The organism is Thioalkalivibrio sp. ALE11 (genome assembly GCF_000381205.1).
GTDB lineage: Bacteria > Pseudomonadota > Gammaproteobacteria > Ectothiorhodospirales > Ectothiorhodospiraceae > Thioalkalivibrio.
Map to the genome: position 1 here is coordinate 26,077 of NZ_KB906166.1, position 22,776 is coordinate 48,852.

Annotated in this window: 20 protein-coding genes; 12 read left to right on the forward strand and 8 right to left on the reverse strand. The window is 68.1% G+C overall.

What is annotated here, in order from left to right; genetic code table 11:
• Positions 1–77: 77 nt before the first annotated feature.
• The 4 genes from rpsU (at position 78) to hemE (ending at position 3,397) form a co-directional block, all read left to right on the forward strand.
• Positions 78–293 carry a 30S ribosomal protein S21 gene (gene rpsU, locus F620_RS0104145; RefSeq protein ID WP_018870999.1) on the forward strand — a complete coding sequence of 72 codons (216 nt, stop codon included), beginning with the start codon at positions 78–80 and terminating at the stop codon, positions 291–293.
• Positions 294–361: 68 nt separating this feature from the next.
• Positions 362–811, forward strand: a complete 450-nt coding sequence (locus tag F620_RS0104150; protein WP_019569566.1) for a GatB/YqeY domain-containing protein — start codon at positions 362–364, stop codon at positions 809–811.
• 107 nt (positions 812–918) lie between these two features.
• Positions 919–2,328 carry an FAD-dependent oxidoreductase gene (locus F620_RS0104155; RefSeq protein WP_019021733.1) on the forward strand — a complete coding sequence of 470 codons (1,410 nt, stop codon included), beginning with the start codon at positions 919–921 and terminating at the stop codon, positions 2,326–2,328.
• Positions 2,329–2,335: 7 nt separating this feature from the next.
• Positions 2,336–3,397, forward strand: coding sequence for a uroporphyrinogen decarboxylase (gene hemE / locus F620_RS0104160; protein ID WP_019569567.1), 1,062 nt, complete (start codon positions 2,336–2,338; stop codon positions 3,395–3,397).
• Between the two features lie 51 nt (positions 3,398–3,448).
• Here the strand turns inward: hemE and F620_RS0104165 are convergent, their stop codons facing one another.
• Together F620_RS0104165 and F620_RS0104170 are read right to left on the reverse strand one after the other, a co-directional pair.
• Positions 3,449–4,069, reverse strand: coding sequence for a hypothetical protein (locus tag F620_RS0104165; RefSeq protein WP_019569568.1), 621 nt, complete (start codon positions 4,067–4,069; stop codon positions 3,449–3,451).
• A 2-nt stretch (positions 4,070–4,071) separates the two neighbouring features.
• Positions 4,072–6,441, reverse strand: coding sequence for a penicillin-binding protein 1A (locus F620_RS0104170; RefSeq protein WP_019569569.1), 2,370 nt, complete (start codon positions 6,439–6,441; stop codon positions 4,072–4,074).
• A 142-nt stretch (positions 6,442–6,583) separates the two neighbouring features.
• Between F620_RS0104170 and F620_RS0104175 the strand changes: the two genes are divergently transcribed.
• From F620_RS0104175 to F620_RS0104205, 7 genes are all read left to right on the forward strand, one after another.
• Positions 6,584–7,651 carry a pilus assembly protein PilM gene (locus tag F620_RS0104175; RefSeq protein WP_026279590.1) on the forward strand — a complete coding sequence of 356 codons (1,068 nt, stop codon included), beginning with the start codon at positions 6,584–6,586 and terminating at the stop codon, positions 7,649–7,651.
• Positions 7,648–8,202 (forward strand): PilN domain-containing protein, encoded by a 555-nt coding sequence (locus F620_RS0104180; protein ID WP_019569571.1) that lies wholly within the window; start codon positions 7,648–7,650, stop codon positions 8,200–8,202. The genes F620_RS0104175 and F620_RS0104180 overlap by 4 nt, the downstream gene beginning before the upstream one ends.
• A gap of 12 nt (positions 8,203–8,214) precedes the next feature.
• A complete protein-coding gene (locus F620_RS0104185) occupies positions 8,215–8,799 on the forward strand; it encodes a type 4a pilus biogenesis protein PilO (protein ID WP_019569572.1) in 585 nt (194 codons plus the stop codon).
• Positions 8,799–9,353 carry a pilus assembly protein PilP gene (locus F620_RS0104190; RefSeq protein ID WP_018870990.1) on the forward strand — a complete coding sequence of 185 codons (555 nt, stop codon included), beginning with the start codon at positions 8,799–8,801 and terminating at the stop codon, positions 9,351–9,353. Before F620_RS0104185 ends, F620_RS0104190 begins: the two co-directional genes overlap by 1 nt.
• A 19-nt stretch (positions 9,354–9,372) precedes the next feature.
• Positions 9,373–11,490, forward strand: coding sequence for a type IV pilus secretin PilQ (pilQ, locus tag F620_RS0104195; protein ID WP_019569573.1), 2,118 nt, complete (start codon positions 9,373–9,375; stop codon positions 11,488–11,490).
• A 51-nt stretch (positions 11,491–11,541) separates the two neighbouring features.
• Positions 11,542–13,086, forward strand: a complete 1,545-nt coding sequence (locus tag F620_RS14200; RefSeq protein ID WP_019569574.1) for a hypothetical protein — start codon at positions 11,542–11,544, stop codon at positions 13,084–13,086.
• A gap of 92 nt (positions 13,087–13,178) precedes the next feature.
• On the forward strand, positions 13,179–13,724 hold the full coding sequence (locus F620_RS0104205) for a shikimate kinase (RefSeq protein WP_019569575.1): 546 nt from the start codon (positions 13,179–13,181) through the stop codon (positions 13,722–13,724).
• A 12-nt stretch (positions 13,725–13,736) separates the two neighbouring features.
• Here the strand turns inward: F620_RS0104205 and F620_RS0104210 are convergent, their stop codons facing one another.
• Together F620_RS0104210 and F620_RS0104215 are read right to left on the reverse strand one after the other, a co-directional pair.
• A complete protein-coding gene (locus tag F620_RS0104210; protein WP_019569576.1) occupies positions 13,737–14,177 on the reverse strand; it encodes a nuclear transport factor 2 family protein in 441 nt (146 codons plus the stop codon).
• Positions 14,177–14,587, reverse strand: coding sequence for a nuclear transport factor 2 family protein (locus F620_RS0104215; RefSeq protein WP_019569577.1), 411 nt, complete (start codon positions 14,585–14,587; stop codon positions 14,177–14,179). Before F620_RS0104215 ends, F620_RS0104210 begins: the two co-directional genes overlap by 1 nt.
• A gap of 221 nt (positions 14,588–14,808) precedes the next feature.
• On the opposite strand from F620_RS0104215, the gene F620_RS0104220 reads away from it, so the two are divergent.
• On the forward strand, positions 14,809–15,702 hold the full coding sequence (locus F620_RS0104220) for a PfkB family carbohydrate kinase (protein ID WP_019569578.1): 894 nt from the start codon (positions 14,809–14,811) through the stop codon (positions 15,700–15,702).
• Positions 15,703–15,761: 59 nt separating this feature from the next.
• Here the strand turns inward: F620_RS0104220 and F620_RS0104225 are convergent, their stop codons facing one another.
• The 4 genes from F620_RS0104225 to F620_RS0104240 form a co-directional block, all read right to left on the reverse strand.
• Entirely contained in the window at positions 15,762–20,489 is a 4,728-nt protein-coding gene (locus F620_RS0104225) for a DEAD/DEAH box helicase (RefSeq protein ID WP_019569579.1), read from the reverse strand.
• 283 nt (positions 20,490–20,772) lie between these two features.
• Positions 20,773–21,081, reverse strand: a complete 309-nt coding sequence (locus F620_RS0104230) for a hypothetical protein (protein WP_018870983.1) — start codon at positions 21,079–21,081, stop codon at positions 20,773–20,775.
• Between the two features lie 64 nt (positions 21,082–21,145).
• Positions 21,146–22,333 (reverse strand): alkaline phosphatase family protein, encoded by a 1,188-nt coding sequence (locus tag F620_RS0104235; RefSeq protein ID WP_019569580.1) that lies wholly within the window; start codon positions 22,331–22,333, stop codon positions 21,146–21,148.
• On the reverse strand, positions 22,333–22,656 hold the full coding sequence (locus tag F620_RS0104240) for a BolA family transcriptional regulator (RefSeq protein ID WP_018870981.1): 324 nt from the start codon (positions 22,654–22,656) through the stop codon (positions 22,333–22,335). The genes F620_RS0104235 and F620_RS0104240 overlap by 1 nt, the downstream gene beginning before the upstream one ends.
• Positions 22,657–22,776 lie beyond the last annotated feature (120 nt).

Consider the following 22,776-nt stretch of genomic DNA (forward strand, 5'->3'; position numbering starts at 1 on the left):
TGCTTGGCGGGCGTGTGCGCCGGCCATGGCTTAACGTACACCGTTTCGTCGAAACCAATGCTGTAACCGGAGATTGTATGCCGCACGTTCGAGTCCGCGAAAACGAACCCTTCGAGGTTGCCCTGCGCCGTTTCAAGCGCACCTGTGAAAAGGCCGGTGTGGTGGCCGAAGTCCGCCGCCGCGAGTACTACGAGAAGCCCACGGCCGAGCGCAAGCGCAAGGCGGCCGCCGCGGTGAAGCGGCAGCTGAAGAAGAATTCGCGCGACATGACCCGTCGGCCGCGGCTGTACTGAACCCCGCGGAGCCCCGGCCCGACCGGGCCCGTGGCTTGCGCATGAATCCTTGCGAGGAGGGATGCCGAATGTCGCTGAAGGCCCGGTTGCAGGATGACGTGAAACAGGCCATGCGGGCCCGGGAACGGGACCGTCTGGCGATCCTGCGTCAGATTCAGGCGGAAATCTCCCAGTTCGAAGTCGACGAGCGCCGCGACGCGGACGACGACGCCGTGCTCGCGATCCTCAATCGCATGCTGAAGCAGCGGCGCGATTCCATCGAGCAGTACCGTCAGGGCGGGCGCGACGATCTCGCCGACCGTGAGGCCGCGGAGATTGCCGTGGTGGAGGCCTACATGCCCGAGCCGCTCGACGACGCCGCGCTGGATGCGGTGATTGCCGAGGTCATCGCCGAGACCGGGGCCGAGGGCCCGGGTGACATGGGCCGGGTGATGGGCATACTCAAGCCGCGGGTGTTCGGGCGTGCCGACATGGGCGCCGTCAGCGGCAAGGTCCGCGCAACACTGGGGAAATCTTGACCCCGGACGGGCCCGTGTCAAATGTAGTCCTCGTATGATCTGCCGCGCCGGTGCCGGGCCCTCCGGCCGTTGTGGCCCCGACCCCGTTTCGTTGGAGCGACTGACCCATGGCGACCAATCCGATGCAGTTCCTGGACCTCCCGCGCCAGGATCCCCAGAAGACCCCCGCGGAAATCCGCATCCACGAGTTCGGCGAGATCATCGGCCAGTTCGATCCCGCCACCGCCGGCCAGCAGGCCGGGCGCTGCCTGGCCTGCGGCAATCCCTATTGTGAGTGGAAGTGCCCGGTCCACAACTTCATCCCCAACTGGCTGAAGCTGGTGGAGGAAGGCAATCTGTTTGCCGCCGCCGAGATGTCGCACAAGACCAACTCCCTGCCGGAGGTCTGTGGCCGGGTGTGCCCGCAGGACCGCCTGTGCGAGGGTGCCTGCACCCTGAATGACGGCTTCGGCGCGGTCACCATCGGTTCGGTGGAGAAATACATCACCGACGAGGCGCTGAAGGCCGGCTGGCGGCCCGATCTGTCGGATGTGGTGCCGACCGGCAAGCGGGTCGCGGTGATCGGCGCCGGGCCGGCCGGTCTCGGCTGTGCCGACATCCTCGCGCGCAATGGTGTCGAGGCGGTGGTCTATGACCGTTACCCCGAGATCGGCGGGCTGCTGACCTTCGGGATCCCCCCGTTCAAGCTGGAAAAGAACGTGATCCGCACCCGTCGGGAACTGCTCGAGGGCATGGGCGTGGAGTTCCGCCTGAATACCGAGATCGGCCGCGACGTGGAGTTCCAGGCGCTGCTGGACGAATACGACGCGGTCTTCCTCGGCATGGGGACCTACAACGCGATGCAGGGCGGCTTTCCCGGCGAGGATCTGCCCGGGGTCTATCCGGCCCTGCCGTTCCTGGTGTCCAACATCCGCGAAGTGATGGGCTGGGAGCACGACGAGAACGGTTTCGTCGACATGGCCGGGCAGCAGGTCGTGGTCCTCGGCGGCGGCGACACCGCAATGGACTGCAACCGCACCTCCATTCGCCAGGGCGCCACCTCGGTGACCTGTGCCTACCGCCGTGACGAAGAGAACATGCCGGGCTCGCGCAAGGAGGTCGTGCATGCGCGCGAGGAGGGCGTGCACTTCGAGTTCAACGTGCAACCGCTCGAGATCGTGGGCGACGACAAGGTCGAGGGCGTGAAGGTCGTGCGCACCCGGATGGGTGCACCGGACGAGCGTGGCCGGCGGCGTCCCGAGCCGGTGCCGGGTTCCGAGTACGTGATCCCCGCCGACCGCGTGCTGGTGGCTTTCGGCTTCCGTCCGTCACCGTCCGACTGGTTCGGCGAACACGGCATCGACATCGACGAGGGCGGCCGCGTCCGTGCGCCGGAGTCCGGCCGGCATGCCTTCCAGACCGCCAACGAGAAGGTCTTTGCCGGCGGCGACATGGTCCGCGGCTCCGACCTGGTGGTCACCGCCGTCTTCGAGGGCCGCCAGGCCGCCGAAGGCATTCTTGAATACCTCGGCGTCTGAGGACTGCATGGCCCAGGAACTTGAAAACGACCGCCTCCTGCGGGCACTGGCTCGCGAACCGGTGGATCGCCCGCCCGTCTGGATCATGCGTCAGGCCGGTCGTTATCTGCCCGAGTACCGCGAGACGCGGGCGCAGGCCGGCAGTTTCATGAGCCTGTGCCAGAATCCGGAGCTGGCCTGCGAAGTCACCATGCAGCCGCTGCGGCGTTTTCCGCTGGATGCCGCCATTCTGTTCTCCGACATCCTCACCATCCCCGATGCCATGGGGCTGGGCCTCTACTTCGAGACCGGCGAGGGGCCGAAATTCCGCGATCCGGTGCGCAGCCCGGACGCCATCGAGCGGTTGCCGGTCCCCGACCCGGAGGACTCGCTGGGCTACGTGACCGATGCGGTGCGTCTGATCCGGCGCGAGCTGAACGGGCAGGTGCCGCTGATCGGCTTCGCCGGCAGCCCGTGGACCCTCGCCACCTACATGGTGGAAGGTGGCAGCTCGCGCGACTTCGCCGAGACCAAGCGCCTGCTGTATGGCGATCCGCAGGCCATGCATGCGCTGCTGCAGAAGGTGGCCGATGCGGTCACCGAGTACCTGAATGCGCAGATCCGCGCCGGGGCTCAGGCGGTCATGGTCTTCGATACCTGGGGCGGTGCGCTGACACCGCGCAGCTACCGCGAATTCTCTCTGGCGTACATGCAGCGTATCGTCGACGGCCTGATCCGCGAGAACGAAGGCCGTCGCGTCCCGGTGACCCTGTTCACCAAGGGCGGCGGGGCCTGGCTGGAGGCGCAGGCCGCCACCGGCGCGGATGGCCTGGGGCTGGACTGGACGACGGAGATCGGCGAGGCCGCGCAGCGCGTCGGCGACCGTGTTGCCCTGCAGGGCAATCTCGATCCCTCCGTGCTGTATGCCCCGGAAGCCGTGGTGCGCGAGGAGACCCGGCGTGTTCTTGACGGCTTCGGCCGCGACACCGGCCATGTCTTCAACCTCGGGCATGGCGTGCACCCGGCGATCGATCCGGATCGTGTGGCGGCGATGGTCGACACGGTGGTCAATTACCGTCGCGCGGACTGAGCCGGGAACGCACCGAATCACCCTTCCCGCTCCGGGAGCGGTGCGGGCGCCTCAGAGGCGTTCCGCCTCGCGACCCTCCGTCAGGAGGCGTTCCACTTCTCCGGCCCCGGCCCGGGCCATGGGTTTGCCGTCCACCGGAGAGGGTGGCGCCTGGCGGATCCCGTCCAGCGGAAAGATCGTCAGTTCGACCTCCGTGTCGTCCGGCCCGCGGAAGGCGATGAAGGGCACGCGCTGCTCACGGCCCTGCCGGCTGCGGTAGCGGCGCTCGCCGGTTTCGCAGTGGATACCGCGGTCGGCCAGGTCGATCAGCACCTCTTCCACGGTCTCGGCGAATCCGTGCAGATTGATCACCGGGAAGCGTTCGATCATCCCCGTGAGCAGCGGTCCGACCAGGCGCGGATCCAGATGCGACAGGCGCTGCATCACCTGCAGTGCCGCCGCAAGGCGGTTGCGATACGCCTGGCGGCTCTCGTCGGTCGCGAACAGCCGGCTGCGTTCGAGTGCGGCATCCTGGATTTCGATGTTCGCCGGCATGTCGTGGCGAGCGTCCACCCCGAGGTGTTCAGCGGCCTTGCGCTTGGCGAGACCGAAATCGCGGATGCCCTCGTCGAGCAGGATTCGCCCGGCTTCCTGGGCGAGTTCATGACGCAGTCGGGAGCCGTTGCTGCTCATCGTCAAAAGACCGATTCGGGTTGCTGGCCGCGACCGTTGCGGTCGTCCCCCGGAATGCTGCGCGAACGCTCGGGAATTTGCTGCGGGAGCAGCCATTCGGTGGTTGCACGGCTGTCACCGGCGTCGGGGGCGCGCCCGCCGTCGGGCAGGATGCCCACCCGTACCAGGTCGTCCGGCCGTTCCGGAAGGCTTTCCTCGGTGTCCGCCAGGGCGCTCCCCATGAAGCGGGTCCATATTGGCAGGGCAGCCCGCCCTCCGCTCTCGCGGCGGCCGAGCTCCCGGTTGTCGTCGAACCCGATCCACGACGTCGCCACCAGTTCGCCGTTGAATCCGGCGAACCATGCGTCGCGATAGTCGTTGGTGGTGCCGGTCTTTCCCGCCAGATCCGAACGGCCCAGTTCCTGCGCCCGCCGTCCGGTGCCGGCGTCCACTACGTGTTTCAGCATCCGGCTCATCTGCCAGGCGACGCCGGGCTCCAGGACCGGCACCGGGTCGCGTTGCTGCAGAACCGTCTCGCCGGTGGACAGCGTCAGGTCCTGCCCGGGCGGATTGTCGCAGGGCGGTTCACAGCTGCGGGGAGCGGGTGCCTGATAGAGCAGCTCGCCATCCACGGTTTCGATCCGCGAGATGATCCAGGGGCTGTGCAGTCGCCCCCCGCTGGCGAACACGCCGTAGGCCGTGTTGAGCTGCAGAGGCGTGACTGAACCGGTGCCCAGCACCATGGAGAGGTTGCGCGGCTGGCGCTCCGGGGCCAGCCCGAAACGTCCCAGCTGATCGTGCACGTTCTCAACGCCGATCGTGTCGAGCAGACGGATCGAAGCCAGATTGCGCGAATGCGCCAGCGCGCTCTGCATCGGCGTGTCACCCTGGAACTGGCGCGAATAGTTCTGCGGGCGCCATTCCGCCCCCAGGGCCGGGTCATCAAACACCATCGGGGCATCCACCAGCGTGCTGCGTGGCCGGTAGCCCTCGCGCAGCGCCAGGGCATACACCAGCGGCTTGAAGGCCGAGCCGGGCTGGCGTTGTGCCTGCACGGCCCGGTTGTAATGGTTGTCGAAAAAGTCGAAGCCGCCGGCCAGGGCCAGAATGGCGCCGTCGTCGGGGGACTGGGCGATCAGCGAGCCGGTGACTTCGGGTTTCTGTGCCAGTCGCCACCCGGTCTCTTCATGCGCCCGGATCCGTATGACGTCCCCTCGCCGGAGGTCCGGTGAATCCGCCCACGCCAGACCCTCGGCGGTCAGTTCGATCTCCCCGATGCGGCCGCCGTCGACCCGCAGGGTCCCGTCGTCGCCGGTCTCCAGCACCGCGGCGGGATAGAGGAGGCGTCCGTGAATGCCCAGGTTTCTCAGTGCCCGTTCGCGGGCGTCGGCGGAGGCCATCTGGTCGTCGGACAGCCGCGCTTCCGGACCCCGAAAACCGTGACGTTCGTCATATTCCAGGAGTCCCGCGCGCAATGCCTGGTTGGCGGCCTCCTGATAGTCGGGGTCGATCGTCGTGTACACCTGCAGACCACGCCGATAAGCGTCCTCTCCCCACAGGTTGACGACGATGCGGCGGGCATCTTCCGCCACCCAGTGAGCGTCGATCTCGGTCTGTGCAGTGTGCCGTTCCGACGCGACCGGCCGCTCCACGGCCGGTGCGTGCTCCTCGGCGGAGATGGCGCCGGTGTCCAGCATCCGGCCGAGGACGTAGTCGCGGCGGATGCGTGCACGTTCCGGGCTGGTCACCGGGTTGGTGGTGGACGGGGCCTTGGGCAGGGCTGCCAGGATGGCGATCTCGTCGAGTTCCAGCTCGTCCAGCGAGCGGCCGAAATACACGCGCGATGCCGCTTCCACGCCGTAGGCGCGCTGCCCGAGGTAGATCTTGTTCAGATACAGCTCCAGGATCTCGTCCTTGCCGAGTTCCTGTTCCAGCCGGATGGCCAGGAAGATCTCGCGCAGCTTGCGCTCGTAGGTGCGGTCCCGGGTCAGGAAGATGTTGCGGGCAAGCTGCATGGTGATGGTGCTGCCCCCCTGGGTCCGTTCCCCGGTGCTCACCAGATTGACTGCGGCGCGCGCCAGACCGAAGACGTCGATGCCCGGGTGGCGGAAGAACCGCTCGTCCTCGGCGGCCAGAAACGCCTGGATCACGGGCTCGGGAACATCCTCGATCTCCACCGGAATGCGCCTTTCTTCCGCGAACTCCCCCATCAGGCTGCCATCCGCCGCCCGGATCTGCAGCGGCGTCTGCAACCGCACCTCGCGTACGGCTTCCGGTTCGGGTAGTGTCGGGGCGTAATAGGCGTACAGCCCGAGCAGCGCCGCCGAGCCGGCGATCACGAGGGTCAGGGTTATGGCCGCCAGAGCGGTGACAAACTTCACAATCCGGTGCATGACTCTAGTTTTTGTGGGGGGAAGGTCAGGGATCGCCTTCAGAGCGATTTGCAACCCCGAAAACGTCATGTATATTAATCGTTGCTAGCATTCGAGATTGTAACGCTACCAGCTGCAATCATCGGGGTATACAGGGGGATGTGTGCTGAATCTCGGAAAATCCAGGCCCGCACTGCTGGGCGTTGATGTCAGTTCGGCGGCCGTCAAGGTCCTCGAGCTTGGTCGACACGGAAAGGGATATCGGGTCGAGGCATTCGCCGTCGAGCCGCTGCCGGACGGTGTCATGGTCGACAAGGTCTGCCAGGACACCGAAGCGGTTGGTGCAGCGCTTGGACGTGCAGTCAAGCGCTCCGGTTCCCGTCTCAAACAATGCGCGATGGCCGTACCGTCCTCGGCCGTCATCACCAAGACCATCCAGCTGTCTGCCAGCCTCAGCGAATCGGAGCTAGAAGGGCAGGTGTTCGTCGAGGCCGACCAGTACATTCCGTACACCCTGGAAGAGGTCAATCTCGACTTCCAGGTGCTGGGGCCCAACGCAAAGAACCCGCAGATGCAGGATGTCCTCGTCGTTGCCTCGCGGCGCGAGAACGTGGAATCGCGCATCGCCATTGCCGAGGCGGCAAAGCTCTCGGTGGAGCTGGTCGACGTCGAGGCCTATGCCATCGAACATGCCTCCGAGCGCCTGATGGAGCATATACCCGACCGGGAGAACAAGCCGATGGTGGCCATCGTGGACGTCGGCTCGTCGGTGACGGCGGTCTATGTCGTGTCGCAGACCGAAGGGGTCGTGTACACGCGCGAACAGAATTTCGGTGGCCGGATGCTCACCGAAGAGATCATGCGGCGCTACAACATGAGCTATCAGGAAGCCGGCTCGGCGAAGATGAGCGGCGATCTCCCTGCGGATTACGTCAGCGAGGTCCTGGAGCCTTTCAAGCAGACGATGATGGATCAGATCCAGCGGTTGCTGCAGTACTTCTATGTGACGCGACCCCAGGACACCATCGATCACGTGCTGCTCGGCGGCGGTTGTGCGGCCATTCCGGGAGTCGACGAGATGCTGGAGGAAACCACCTCCACGCCGGTTTCCGTGGCCAACCCGTTCCGTGGAATGGCGCTGTCCCGCCGCATCAATCAGCAGCGATTCACCAATGATGCGCCGGCCCTGCTGACGGCCTGCGGCCTGGCACTGCGGGGGCAAACATCATGATTTCTGTCAATCTGCTTCCCTGGCGCGAACGTGCCCGCGAGCAGCGGCGCAAGCAATTCTTCGTCTCCGCCGGCGTGGCCGCAGCGGTGGGTGTGGTCCTCGCGTTCGGTGGTTACACCTACATGGAATCCCTGATCGACCATCAGGAAGACCGCAATCAGGTGCTCGAAGAAGAGATCCGCGAACTCGACCGCCAGATCGCCGAGATCGAGGAACTCGAAGAGAAACGCGAGGACCTCGTAGCGCGGATGGACGTCATCCAGACGCTGCAGGCGCAGCGCCCCGAGGCCGTCCACCTGTTTGACCAGATGGTGGTGACCCTGCCGGACGGCACCTACGTCAACGAGATCACTCAGGACGGATCGCGTATTCAGATTCGCGGCCTGTCGGAATCCAACACCCGCATCTCCGCGATGATGCGCAATCTGGATGACTCCCCGTGGCTGGGCAGCTCCAACCTGCAGATCATCGAAACCCGCGAGGAAGGCCGTATCCAGGTGAGGGATTTCCGCCTCGACGCACGGCAGACCCGGCCGGACAATGGCGAGTAGGGAGACTGCCCAATGGACCTGAAGAACCTCAACGAGATCGATTTCAACAACATTGGCGAGGCACCCTGGATCGTCAAGGGGGTGATCCTCCTGGTGATCATCGCCGTGATTCTGGGCCTCACCTACTATTTCGTGATCGACGACCAGCTCAGCGAACTTGAACGGGCGGAGCGCGAGGAACAGCAGCTGCGTGACGAGTTCGAGGAGAAGCAGCAGCGGGCGGCCAACCTCGACGATTACCGCGAACAGCTCGCGGAAATGGAAGACATGTTCGTGGAGCTGCTGGAGCTGTTGCCGACCAGCGCGGAGATCCCCAGCCTGCTGGTGGATGTGTCGCAGACAGCGCTGCAGACCGGTTTGGAAATCGAGCTGTTCGAGCCGCGTTCCCATCAGGAACGGGATTTCTATGCCGAGGTGCCGATCCGGCTGCGGCTGCGGGGCGACTACGAGGAACTGGCCGAATTCGTCAGTGGCGTCTCCTCGATGCCCCGCGTGGTCACCATGCACGACATGCGCATCCGCCGCGCGGGTGACTCGGATTTTGATCTGGTCATGAACGCCGAGGCGCGAACCTACCGCTATCTGGAGGACAACTGATGAGTCGGATCTCCGTCAGCCCCCGGGTACGGATCCTGGCGGTCGCCGTGCTGGGCGCGGGCCTGCTGGGTGGCTGCGCCCAGGACAAGAGTGACCTTCACAACTATATCGCCGAGGTCCACGAACGGCCGGGTTCGGGCATCGAACCGATCCCGACGCTCGAGCCCCACGAGCCCTACCTGTATCCGGGGCATACCCGTTCACCGTTTGACTCCAGCGTGATCGAGCAGCCTCAGATCGCGGAGGACGAGGGCGAGCCGGGCGATGCCGAAATCGACCCGGACCGGCCGCGGGAATACCTGGAAAGCTACCCGCTGGATTCGCTGTCCATGGTCGGCACCCTGGAACGCGACAACATGCGCTATGCCCTGGTACGGACTCCGGACCGCTCGGTGCAGCAGGTCACGGTAGGCAACTGGATGGGCCAGAACCACGGTCAGATCGTCGAAATCACGCCCACCCGCATCGAGCTGGTGGAAGTGGTTCCGGACGCCTTCGGCGGGCACATCGAGCGCGATAATTCCATCGCCTTGCAGCGGGCCGAAGATCGGTAGGATCCCGGGAGAGACAAACATGGAAATGACATATCGGCACAATGCCGGCAACAGCAACAGGGGGCTGAACATGGGATCTTCCATGCGCGCACTGGCGGGCTCCGCGATGGCGGGCCTGCTGTTCATGGCGTCCCAGGGCGTTTCCGCCCAGGAACTGGAGGATATCCGGGCGGCCAGTATTGGCGGTGATCGGGTGCAGGTGAACCTGCAGTTTTCGGACACCCCGCCCGCGGACATCCGCGCCTTCGCGATTGATTCGCCGCCGCGGATCGCCTTCGACCTGCCGGATGCCGGCAGCGTGATGAGCGACCGTCGCAAGGAATTCAACTTGGGGCCCCTGCTGGAGGCCACCGCGGTGGAATCGGGCGATCGTACCCGGGTGGTGCTCGGACTGACGCAGCCCTCCGAGTATCAGACGCGAGTGGATGGCAACAACTTCATCGTGACCCTCGGGCGCGGCGTGACCGAAGCCGACGCGCAGGACGAAGCCGTGGCCGAGCGCGTCGGCGACCCCGAGCCGCGGACGATCCGTTCCGCGCGGCCGGTTGAGCTCACCGACATCGATTTCCGTCGTGGCGACCAGGGCGAGGGTCGTGTCGAGGTGGGGCTGTCGCGCAGTGGTGGTGCCATCGATGTGCGTGAACAGGCCGGCCGTATCGAAATCGAGTTCGATCGGGCCGCCATCGACGAGTCGATGGAGCGGCGTCTGAACGTGGTCGACTTCGCCACCCCGGTGCAAACCATCGACACGGTCGCCGATGGCGACCGGGTCCGCATGGAAGTGGCCACCGAGGGCGAGTACGAGGTCGTCTCCTACCAGAGCGACCGGCAGTACGTGCTGGAGGTGGCGCCGATCACCGAGGCGGAGCGTCAGGCGCGGGAAGAGGAAGAGCGCGAGTTTACCGGCGAGCGCCTGTCCCTGAACTTCCAGGACATCGAGGTCCGCTCGGTGCTGCAGCTGCTGGCCGACTTTACCGACCTGAATATCGTCGTCAGCGACGACGTCGACGGCAACATCACCCTGCGGCTGAACAACGTGCCCTGGGATCAGGCGCTGGACATCATCATGCAGTCCCGCGGCCTGGACAAGCGCATGGAGGGCAACGTGCTGTTCGTGGGGCCGGCGGAGCAGATCGCCGCCCGTGAGCGGCAGCGGATGGAAGCCGAACGCGACCGCCAGGAACTGGAACCGCTGCGCACCGAGTTCGTGCAGATCAACTTTGCCCAGGCGGGCCAGATCGCCGAGCTGATCCGGGGCGAGGAAGACCGCTTCCTCTCCGAACGCGGCAGCATGACGGTCGACAGCCGGACCAACACGCTGCTGGTCCAGGATACCCAGCGCCGGATCGAGGATATCCGCGAGCTGGTGCGGAACCTGGACGTGCAGGTGCAGCAGGTGCTGGTGGAGACCCGCATCGTGATCGCGGACGACAGCTTCAACCGCGATCTCGGGGCGCGTTTCGGTGTCAGTTCCGGGGCACGCTCCGGCAACACCTCCTTCGGAATGTCGGGGGACCTGGATTCGGCGAGCGGAATCTCGCAGGGAGGCACTGGAGTGCCGGACACTCCGGGCCGACTGGCCAGCAGCCTGCCGGCCGCTGGCGATGCGGGCAGCATCGGATTCAGCATCCTGCGTCCGAACATCCTGCTCGATCTGGAGCTTTCGGCCCTTCAGGCCGAGGGCCGGGGGGAGATCATCTCTTCGCCACGCGTGGTCACGACGAATGGCCAGCCGGCCGTGATCGAACAGGGCCAGGACATCCCGATCATCGTGCAGGACGAGGCGGGCAACCCGAATACCGAACTGGTCGAAGCTTACCTGGCGACGGAGGTGACGCCGCAGATCACGCCGAACGGCAACGTGATCATGGACATCCGCGTCACCAAGGATGAGCCCGGCGACATTGTGTTTGACGACGTGACGATCAACCGGCGTGCCGTTGAAACCCAGGTGTTTGTGGGTGACGGGGAGACGGTTGTGCTGGGCGGGGTCTACGAGATCGAAAGCTCCGAACAGGTGAGCCAGGTGCCGTTCTTTGGTGACATCCCGTTCCTTGGAAATTTCTTCAAGAATCGGACGAGTTCGGAACAGAAGGCGGAACTGCTCATCTTCGTGACACCGCGGATACTGGACTGACCGCCACGCGCTTGTGAAACGGCGACGGGCGCTTCGGTTCGGGACAAACAAGTGAAAGGGGACAACATGCGCAATTGGAAATTGGCGGCACTGAGCGCCGGGATTCTGGCTGCCGGAGGCATGCTCTCCGCGTGTGGCGGAGGTAGTAGCGGCAGCAGCGGCTCGTTCACCAACGAACAGGTGGACCTGAATGTGACCGCGAGCGGCCGGGATGCCCTGCCCCTCAACCATGAAGGCTCCGGTCCCCGCGTTGGGGGGGCGTTCACCGCGACCCTCTATGTCGAGGCGGAGAATGACCAGGGGCGGCTGAACGATGCGACGTTCGAGTGCCACCTCGACAATGTCGGCCTGGATGTGGCGGAGCTCTATTACCTGGACGGAACGGACGAGACCGAGGAGGTTGTTGACCCCGATACCGGCGAGACGGTCGAGCGCCTCATCCCGTCGAGGTCCGTTGTGCTGGAGAGCAACGCCGGGGGTGCGACGTTCCACCTGCACGGACGCGAGAATCCCGGTGAAGCCAGGGTCCTGTGTACTGTAGACGACCCCAACTTCGAGGGTGAAGTACGGGATGATACTGCGACGGTAGAGATCGGCGGCCAGACGGGGAGTGGAATGCCCACCGAGGCGTGGTTGTCTCCCCGTACCGGACTCATCTGGCCGCCTGGTTTCAATGGTCCGCAGACGGACTCCGTCGACGTGTTTCTCCTGGACGAGAACCGAGGGATTGTTGATGATCCGGAGGACGGGCAACACAACCTGTTTGTGGAAATCCTCTCCGGCCCGGATGCGGGCGAGTATCTGGTGGGCAGGAATGCGGACGGTGACACCCTGCGTGGTGATGCGTTGCCCCTGGCGACAGAGGACGGGGCGACGTCTTTCCAGGTGGTCAGTGGCTCCGAGCCCGGTTTCATCCTGCTGGGCGTCACCTCGGATCAGGAAGACAACAATATCGACAATGGCATTGCACAGCCGGTCTTCGGCGCCACCTCAGTGGTTTCCACGACCACTGGTTTCGGGCCGCCGCTGATGATCGAGACCGCCGAACAGCTGCCGGATGGTACACGGCTGGAGTCCTACGCCGTGCAGCTGGAGGCCTCCGGCGGGGTCCTCCCGCACCGTTGGAGCACGGCCGGGGGCAGTTTGCCAATGGGGTTGAGCCTGGCGGAATCCGGCGTGGTTCAGGGTACGCCGACGGGACTCGGCGAGTCGTGTTTTATCGGGCGAGTGGAGGACTCGACGTCTCCGAACCCCGAGGTTGACCAGCAGCGCTTCTGCATCGAGATTGACGGTGAGCCGCCGGCCCCGGCGACGCTGCAGATCGCGGGTCGGACCGAACTGACCGCGGAAGCCGGAGTTGGGTTCGCGACGATCCTGGAGGCCCGTGGAGGCGAGAAGCCGTACCGGTGGACTCTGGAAACGGATGATCTGACCCCGGCGAACGACGGCTTGACCCTGACGGAATCCGGTATCCTTTACTGGGAGAATCCGCAGGAGAATCCGCAGGAGGGCCCGTATGATGTGGGCGTCTATGTGGAATCGGACGATGGGCAACGATCGGAGCCGGAGCTCTATGAGCTGACCGTCGAACCCTGACGGGTCGTTCGGTTCCTGATGGTGACTCGGCTTGACCCGGGATCTGCGGATCCCGGGTTTTTTTTGCTCCGGAGTCCCGGTAGCCTGCCCGCATGCAGAATATTGTCCTGGTGGGCCCGATGGGGGCCGGCAAGAGTACGATCGGGCGGGGGCTGGCGGGACTTTTGCGCCGGGCGTTCCATGATACCGATGACGAGATCCGCAAGCGTACCGGGGTGGATATCCCGACCATCTTCGAATTCGAAGGCGAGGAGGGCTTCCGGCGGCGCGAGACAGCGGTCCTGGATGCCCTGCTGGAGAAGGACGGGATCATCCTGGCGACCGGGGGCGGGATCGTGGAGCGTCCGGAGAACCGTGAACGGCTGAAAGACGCCTTCGTGATCTATCTGCGGGTGCCGGTGGAAGAGCAGTTCCGCCGGACCCGGCGCAGCCGCAACCGGCCGCTGCTGAACCAGGCGGAGGATCCGAGGGCCCGACTGCAGGCGCTGTTCGAGCGGCGGGACCCGCTGTACCGGCAGGTTGCGGACATGGTCCTGGAGGGCCGCGGGCGCCGGGTGCGGGATGCGGTCAACGGGGTGTGCTCGGCGCTGCAGATGAAGCGTCCGGACCTGTGCGAGCCGCGCGCGGGGTCGGAGTAGCCCGCGAGGTGATCAGTGCCGGGTCTGGGTGCCGCCACCGGCCACGAACATGCCTTCGGGGCTGGGGTCTGCGCGTCGCCCGTGAGACGCGTGGTGAAACGCCAGCCCCCAGCCGCCGTCGACGCGCCGCCAGGTCTGGCTGATCAGGATGGTGCCCGTGGGTGCCACGTCGCCCGGCCGGGTGATGGCTTCCTCGATCACCATGCCGAGGCTGTCGTCGGTCTCGAACCGGCCGACGATGCGCGGTTCGATGCCGATGTTCAGCTCGCGCGAAAACACCAGCAGCCAGCTTTCCATGACTTCGGTGGTGCCGCGGTGCGCCCGGGGGCTGCCGGGATGAATGCAGATGATGTCCGGACGGTCGGCCCACAGATCCATCATGTGTTCGATGTCCGCCTCGCGGAACGCCCGGTAGTAGGCGTCCATGCAGGCCTCGACCGCATCGCCGGCCATCAGTGCACGCTCCGGCGGTTCCAGCGCGAGCGGGTGGTGGGATCGGGGCTGGCGTGGTGCAGCACCATGCGCCAGCTCCGGCCGTCGAAACGGTAGGCGTTGGTGGCCAGGACCATGCCGCGCAGGTCTCCACCCATGTACAGGTGTTCGTGCAGCACGTGGGTGACCAGGTCGCTGCCACCGAGCACGGTGAGGCCGGAGCGTCGGATGACGGTGTCTTCCATGCTGGCGAGAATGTCGTCCCAGCTGTCCATGACCAGTTCAATCCCCTGCAGGCGCTCGCCGCCGGGGTGGATGCAGACGCAGTCGGGCGTGTCCTGCCAGACCGCACGCATGGCTTCCGGATCACCGGCTTCGAACGCGCCGTAGAATGCCTCTTCGGCCGCTTCGGGGGAGGAAAATTTCGCCATGGCCGTCCTGTCCTTTGTCCAGATGATCACGAACGCTCCGCGAACGCGGGGGCGGGCTCCTTGTGCCGGATTCTTTCAGTCCCCGGTCCGCGCGGCGAATTCTGCCAGTATCCGCACCGTTGGGGATACGGGAATCCGGCGCTGGTCGCCGGCCGGCCGGAACGTCACAATGGCGCCCCAGCGGTTTCGTTTCCCTGAATCCTCCGACCGGAGCCCCGCCCATGGCGCGCATACTGACGACCGGCATCGTCACCCTCGATCACGTACTGGATGTCGACACCTATCCCGCCGAGGACGCCGAGGTGCGCGCGGCCGCCAGTCGCACCCGTCCCGGTGGCAACGCCACGAACACCGCCGCGCTGCTGGCACAGTTCGGGCATCTTCCGGAACTGGCCGCGGTGGTGGCGGACGGGGCCACCGGTGACGACCTGATCCGGCGTCTGCGCGAGCGCGGCATCCACGACCGCCATCTGGTCCGCCGGCCGGGGGCGACGCCGACCTCGCACATCCTGCGTGCGCGTGACACGGGTTCGCGCACCATCGTGCATCATCGTGATCTGCCCGAACTGGCGGCGGAAGACCTGCACGCCGTCGCCTGGGAAGAATACGACTGGTTGCATTTCGAGGGGCGCAACCCGGAGGTCCTGGCCCGGGTGCTGGCCACGGTGCGCGACTGCGTGTACGACCCCCCGGTCTCGCTGGAGCTGGAGAAGCCCCGCGACGGGCTGGAGGCCTGCATCCCGTTCGCCGACATCCTGATGGTCTCGCACGACTGGGCGCAGGAGCGAGCTGAGCGCACCGGTATCGGCGACGAGCCGGCGGCGGCCTGCGAGGCGGCCCTGCGGGCCCTGATGGAGGAACACCCGGAGGCCATCATCACCGTCACCGGCGGCCCCGCCGGTGCCTGGATCGGGTTCCGCGCCTGTGTGGAGCACTGCGCGCCGACGCCCGGTCTTACGGTGATCGACAGCGTGGGCGCCGGGGATGCCTTCAACGCCGGGCTGATCGACGCCATCGCCTCCGGAGAGCCGCCGGAGCGTGCCCTGGTCGCCGCGGTGCGTCTGGCCGAACGCAAGCTGGCACAGGACGGCCTCGACGGCCTGACACGCGTCTGAGGCTGCGCCTGATTCGGGCGCGCCCCGGACCGAACGCCGGCCTCCACGGGCCAGCGGGATCACCGCACCGGCCGGGTCGGCTCCAGCCGCAGCCCGCGCACCTCGCCACGGGCCCCGGCGGTCTGCAGGGATTCGGCCCATGGCGACTGGCGGGCGGGCTGGTTGTTGATCTGTTCCACGGTGACGCCCCGGCGGCGTGGCAGCCAGGGCCCGGCCATCAGCCCGCGCAGCGCGGCGACGATGCGGTGTTCCCAGTCGGCCGGTTCGATGCGCGTGACATCGGCCGGCCAGATGAACAGCTGCCGCCCGGACGCCGTGAGGTAGATCGCCGGACGCCCGTCGACCAGCGCGACCAGTGCCCCGGCGACGCGACGCAGCCGCCGCTGCGCACCCGGGGGTGGCTCGGGCCAGGCCAGCAGCGAGCCCCAGGGCTGGGCCGGGTCCACGGCCGCCAGCCAGCACGCGTCGCCGGCTTCACTGGCTTCACCGGCACCCGGCCCGCTGCCCTCCAGCGAACGCAGCCGGTCGACCACGCCGGCGCGCGCGAACTGGGCCCCCGTCAGTCCCTCGACGAAATGCCCGCGTCGCAGCTTGCCGGCGTCCTCCATGGCGCGGCACACGGGATAGATGCGCCCGAACCCGCCAGGCGACTCCTCCGCCCGCGCCATCTCGCGACTGACCACGCCGTAGCGCGCGAGCAGCACCTCGGTGCGGTCGCGGGCGCGTTCGGTGATCTCGATGGTCGGGTCCACCAGATCGCTCACCCGCGACCAGCGTCCGCCGGCGATGCCTGCCTGCCCCCGACCCGGCCCCCTGCCGACACCCCGTCCGGCGCCACGTCCGGGCCCCCGGCGGCCGCGCGTCGCGGCGGATCGCCCGCGCTGGCCGAGTCCGCGCAGCGGGGCCACCGTGTCGTTGGTGATCAGGCCGGACCACACGCAGTCCCACAGCGCCGCCTCGATGGCGGCCGCCGGGGCCTCGGGTACGGCCTCGCGCGCTGCGCGCTCGAGCTCCATGTAGAAGCAGGCCCCGCGCCGGTCGAGCGCGTCGAGGATCGCGCGCCTCAGGCGGGCCTCGCTGTCGCCGTCGATCCCGGAAGCGCCGTCCTCGGCCGATGCGTCCGACCCCGCGTCCGCGTCGGCCGCCGCAGCCGCTGGCTCCAGCAACGCCCCGGCCTGTTCCCGGCGCAGGAACATCACCCGCCCGTCGCGCTGGCCCAGCGCCCCGCAGCCGACCCAGACGAAGGCCCCGGTGGCCGTGGCCAGGTCCAGCTGTTCCAGCGAGAAGTCCTGCAGCCGCATCGGCAGCACCTGTCCGGTCCAGGCCGACCAGGGCAGGGCGATGCCCTCCAGCTGCGCCAGCACATCGTGCAGGGCCTCGGTCCCGCGCCCCGGTTCGGTAACCCCCTGCCACTGCGGCAGGAAACGCCCCAGGGTGCCGGCGTCCACCGCGGCGGCCTCCTCGCGTAGCTGCGCGAGGGTGCGGCGCTTGAGCCGGCGCAGCGCGTCGGTATCGCACCATTCCTCGCCGTGGCCGCCGGGCCGGATCGCCCCGCGCAGCAGGCGCCCGGCCGCTTCCAGCGCCTCCAGTACCGGGCGCACGGCGGCCTCCGGCAACCCGTAGCGGGAGGCGGGCTGCTCCGCGCGGAACGGGCCGCGATTGCGGGCGTAGCGGATCAGCAGCTGTTCCAGCGGCCGCGCCGGCGGTTCCAGAAAGCCGCCCGGCAGCCCCGGCGGGGGCACCACGCCCGCTGCATCGCGGTACAGTGCGGCGTCCTCCGCTGCGATCCAGCGCGGCTCGCCGCCGATGTGCACGCGTACCGCCCGCAGCCCCTCCTGCAGCTGCTGCAGCCACGGCCCGGGAGGCGCCTCGCAGGACGCGGCCAGCTCCGCCTCGCTGCGGTCGCCGAGGCGGCGCAGCAGGTCGTGCAGTTCGTCCGGGTCGGTGGCGCGGGTACCCGGCACGGTACGGGCCAGTTCGGCCTCCAGCGCTGCCAGCGCCCCGGGGTCGATCAGCTCGCGCAGTTCGGCCTGGCCCAGCAGTTCCGCCAGCATCCCGCGGTCCAGGGTCAGCGCCTGCGCCTTGCGTTCGGCCACCGGGGCATCCTGCTCGTAGATCCACGCCGCCACCCATGCCGAGACCAGGCTGCGGGCGAATGGCGAGGCGCGCGGCGTCTCCACCTCGTGCACCCGGATCTCGCGCTGCTGTACGCGCCCCAGCAGGTCGCGCAGGGCCTCCATGTCGAACACGTCCGCCAGCAGCTGGCGGTAGGTCTCCAGCACCACGGGGAACTGCGCATGCTGCTGCACCGTGGCCAGCAGCTGCTGGGCCTTCAGGCGCTGGGCCCACAGCGGGGTACGCTGTCCGGGACGGTTGCGTACCAGCAGCAGGGCACGGGCGGCGTTTTCGCGGAACAGCGCGGCGAAGCGGCTGGAGCCGGCCGCCTCGCGGGTGACGAGTTCCTCCACCGTGTCCGGGTCGGGGAACAGCGTCGCCGGATCCGGCAGATCCTCGCGATCCGCCAGGCGCAGCACGATGCCGTCGTCGGTGTACATCACCTGGGCCTCGCCCTCGGCGCTGACGCTCAGCTCCGCCTGCAGGGCCATGGCCCACGGGGCGTGCACCCGCGCGCCGAACGGTGACAGGATGCACACCCGCCAGTCGCCCAGTTCGTCGCGGAAGCGTTCCACCACGATGCGCCGGTCGGAGGGTACCGCGCCGGCCGCCTCCATCTGTTCGCCGATGTACTCCGTGAGCTCGTCGGCGGCGGCCGGCGACAGCGGCGCGTTGCGGCAGAGCCAGTCGCTGCGCGCGGCCGGCTCCAGCCGCGCCAGGGTCTCCGCGGCGGCGCCGATGGCGCGCCCCAGTTCCACCGGACGGCCGGGGCCGTCGCCGTGCCAGAACGGCAGCTTGCCGGCCTCGCCGGGGGCGGGCGAGACCAGCACGCGATCGCGGGTGATCGCCTCCACGTGCCAGGTGCTCGCGCCCAGGGTCAGGTTCTCGCCGGTCTTCAGCTCGAAGACCATCTCCTCGTCCAGTTCGCCGATGCGCGGGCCGCCTTCGCCGGCATGCACCGCGTACAGCCCGCGATCGGGGATGGTTCCGGCGTTCAGGCGGGCGGCCATGGCCGCGCCGCGGCGCGGGGTCAGCTCGTCGCGCGCGCGGTCCCAGGCCAGCCACGGGCGCAGATCCGCCAGTTCGGTCCCGGGCAGGTTGCCGGCGAGCATGTCCAGGGTGGCCTCCAGCAGGCCGCGGCCGAGATCGCGCCATGGTGCGGCCCGGGTGACCACGGCGTGCAGCTCGTCCACCGTGCGCGGCTGCTCGCAGACCATGGCCACCAGCTGCTGGGCCAGTACGTCCAGCGGGCGCCGGGGCATCTGCAGGGGTTCCAGCGCCCCGGCGTGCATGCGCTGGCCGATCACCGCGCATTCCAGCAGATCGCCGCGATAGCGCGGCAGCATCAGCGAGCGCGACACCTGGCCGACCCCGTGGCCGGCGCGCCCGGCCCGCTGCAGCCCGCGCGACACCGCACCCGGCGACTCGACCATGACCACCAGGTCCACGGCCCCCATGTCGATGCCGAGCTCCAGCGAGCTGGTGGCGATGATCCCGCGCAGGTGGCCGGTCTTCAGCCGGCCCTCGATTTCGGCCCGCCGGCCATGCGATACGCTGCCGTGGTGGGCGGCGACCAGGTCCTCCGGGGCGTCCTCGTCGCAGCGTTCCCGCCATGCCTCGTTGATGCGCTGCACCAGGCGTTCGCACAGGCCGCGGCTGTTGACGAACACGATGGTCGAACGATGCGCGAGGATGGCCTCCAGCAGGCGCGGTTCCAGACTGGCCGCGCGCCCGCCCTGCGGCCCCGTCACCGCCGGGCCGGGCGGGCTGCCCGTTGCCTGCCGGCCCGCGCCCTGCTGCCAGGCCTGGCCCAGCAGCGAGCCGCCCGCGATCGGCGGGGCTGCGGAGCGGGTGTTATCGTCGGTTTCGTTCGGGTCCGCGCCCGGAGTCCCGGGGTCGGACGCGGACGCCGTCTCCTCCGGAGTGACGATCTCCAGATCCAGCCGCGGCGGTTCGGCGGCATCCACGACCTCGACCTCGCGGTCGCCGCCGAGGAACTGTTGTGCGACCTCGACCGGGTGCACCGTGGCGGACAGGCCGATGCGCTGCGGATCCCGCGCGCAGCGTTCGCTCAGGCGTTCCAGCGACAGCGCCAGATGGGCCCCGCGCTTGCTGCCGGCCAGGGCATGCACCTCGTCGACGATTACCGTGTCCACCGTCTCCAGGGTCGCGCCGGCGCGCGAACCCAGCAGGAGGTAAAGCGATTCCGGGGTGGTGACCAGGATGTCGCCCGGTTCGCGTGCCTGACGCCGCCGCTCCGTCTGCGGCGTGTCGCCGGTGCGGATGTCCACGCGCGGGGTGGCGACGGGCCGGCCCTGGCGTGCGGCGGTATGGGTGATCCCGGTCAGCGGCGCGCGCAGGTTGCGTTCCACGTCGGCCGCGAGCGCCTTCAGCGGCGAGACATACAGCACGCGGTAGCCGGGCGTGATTTCGGCTCCGGTGCACTCCGGATCCGGGGCCCATTCCGGGGCCGATTCCGGGGGCTGTTCCTCCATCCGCCGGTCCAGCGCATCGAGGAACGCGGCCAGGGTCTTGCCGCTGCCTGTGGGGGCGATCAGCAGGGCATGCCGGCCCTCGCGGATGACCGGCCAGCCGGCGCTCTGGATCGCGGTGGGGGTGCCCAGGGCCTCGCGGAACCAGGCATCGGTCGCCGGCCCGAAGGGCGTGGTCATCGAGCGGTGTTTCCCCAGGGAAACACTGATCAATGTACACGCTCGCGTTGGCACCCCAGGTTTTCCGAGACAAGGCGCGGTGCGCAGCCGGTAGTGGTTCTACCGGCAAGGGCCGCAACGCAGGATCGGGGAACCTGGGGTGCCAACCCCGCAGGGGCTCGGCCGCTTTTGCGCGCGCACGGCGTTGCGACTCCCTTGTGCAGAATGCTGCACGGCAGTCGCCGCGCCTTGTTCGCACGCAAAAGCGACTCGAGCGCGAACGTGGACATTGATCAGCGTTTCCCTAGGCGTGGCCGACGGTGGTGTCGGTGCTGGCGTGGAAGTACTCGCTGTCGCGGGCCAGTTCGTCGACCAGCTCGTGCAGCATGGCCAGGCGGCTCTCGGCATCGGAGAACGGCGAGCACTCCTCGCAGCGCACGTCGCCGCAGGGCTGGCGGCTGTACAGCCAGAAGTGCACCGCGCCGGCCAGCAGACCGTCGGCGACATCGCCGGTGTCGACCGCGTCACCGTCCTCGGCAAGGCGGTTGGCCAGGTCGATCAGGCGGCGCGCGGCGTTGTTGTAGCTCTCTTCGGGGCTGTCGGTCTCGTTCATCTTGTATCGGGCTCGCGTTGGCGTTGGGGCCCGGGAGATCATCTCCGCGGGTCCGCGCCCCAGTTTACCGGGAATTGGCCAGCGACCGAAGGAACAGCGGGATGCGGCGTTCCTCGGGCGAGAGCCCGCCGTGTGCGCCGCGGAAGAACGGGCCTTCGTCATCGGCCGGCGGGTCCACCAGGTAGGCGTCGGCCGCGGGCAGGAGGAGGTAGTCGCCGGCGCGGGCCCGCAGCTCCGGATGTTCCGGTCCGGGGCCGAGGGTGGGGGCCGGGGTGTCGCCGGCCATCCAGGCCTCGCGCGGCAGCAGGGCGATATCGTCGCCGAAGCTCTGCGCGATGGCGGCCTCGAACGCGGCCTCGCGGCCCTCGCGCACGTGGGCCAGCGCGGCGCGCGGTTCGCCGGTCAGGCGGTGCCGCAGGCATGCCTGCACCGCCGGGGCCTCGCGCAGGTCCAGACGGCGCTCCACCGGGCGCATGCCGTGGTCGGCGGTGGTCAGCATCACCGCGTCGGTCCCGGCGAGCTGGGCGCAGGTGGCGGTGTAGGCGAGATCCAGCTGCTTCAGGTGGTGTTCCACCTCGGGGCTTTCGGGACCGTATTCGTGGCCGAGGTGGTCCAGCTCCGACCAGTAGACGTAGGTGAAATGCGGCCCCGGATGCGCGCGTACATGGGCGGCCACGCGCGCCGGCAGGTCGCTGATGCCGTCGAAGCCGACAAACCCGGCACCCTCGCTCATCATCCGGTTGTAGGGGGCGTGGCCGATCCACTTCGGGCCGATGAAGGTGCTGGCGCAGCCAAGGCGGTCGATCAGCCGGTCCGGCCGGACCCGGGCGGCGAGTTCGCGATGGTCCAGGCGCGTGGCCTGATCATCGGCGCCGCGCTCCTCCGCCATCAGCACGGTCAGGGTGCGCGCGGCTTCGGCCAGTCGGGTGTGCCAGCCGAGCAGCCCGTGGTGCGCCGGATGCCGGCCGGTGAGGATGCTGGTGATCGCGGTGGCCGTGGTGCTGGGGAACACCGTCTCCAGCGTGGCGTGGTGGTCGGCCTGCATCAGGGGGGTGTGCCGCCGGTAGTCGTCGGCGAAGCCGTCGATCAGCCACAGCACCACGTGGGTATCCGGGCCCAGGGCCGGGTCGATGCCGGCCAGGGCACCGGCATGTGCCGGCGCGTCCGGATTGAGGGCCGCCTCGATCCGTCCCAGCAGGTCCATCAGCCCCGGCCCGTCATGGCGGGCACGCAGGATCTCGGCGACGGACATCAGGCCTTCGCGCCGCCGTCACCGCCCTCGCACGGGGGTGAATCGGCCACCTTGCCCGCGCGCTCGAACCACTGATCCGGGTCCAGGGTATGCAGTGCCAGCGCGTGGATCCCGCCGGCGAGTTCGTCGGCCAGGGTGCGGTTCACCATGCGGTGGCGGGCCACCAGCTTCTGGTCGCGGAAGGCTTCGGAGACGATGGTCACCTTGAAGTGCGATTCCGAGCCCGGCGGCACGTTGTGCATGTGGCTCTCGTTCTCTACTGCCAGATGCACCGGCTCGAACTCCGCCTCCAGTTTGGCGGTGATCTGTTCCTGCATGCTCATGGGTGACTCCTGTTCAGGCTCGGCGTGAGGAAGATGGCCCACCAGTCTGCCCGGACAGGCACGGATGTCCAGATCCGCCGCCCGCGGGGCGGGCGTTTCCCAAGGGATGACGCAGCACGG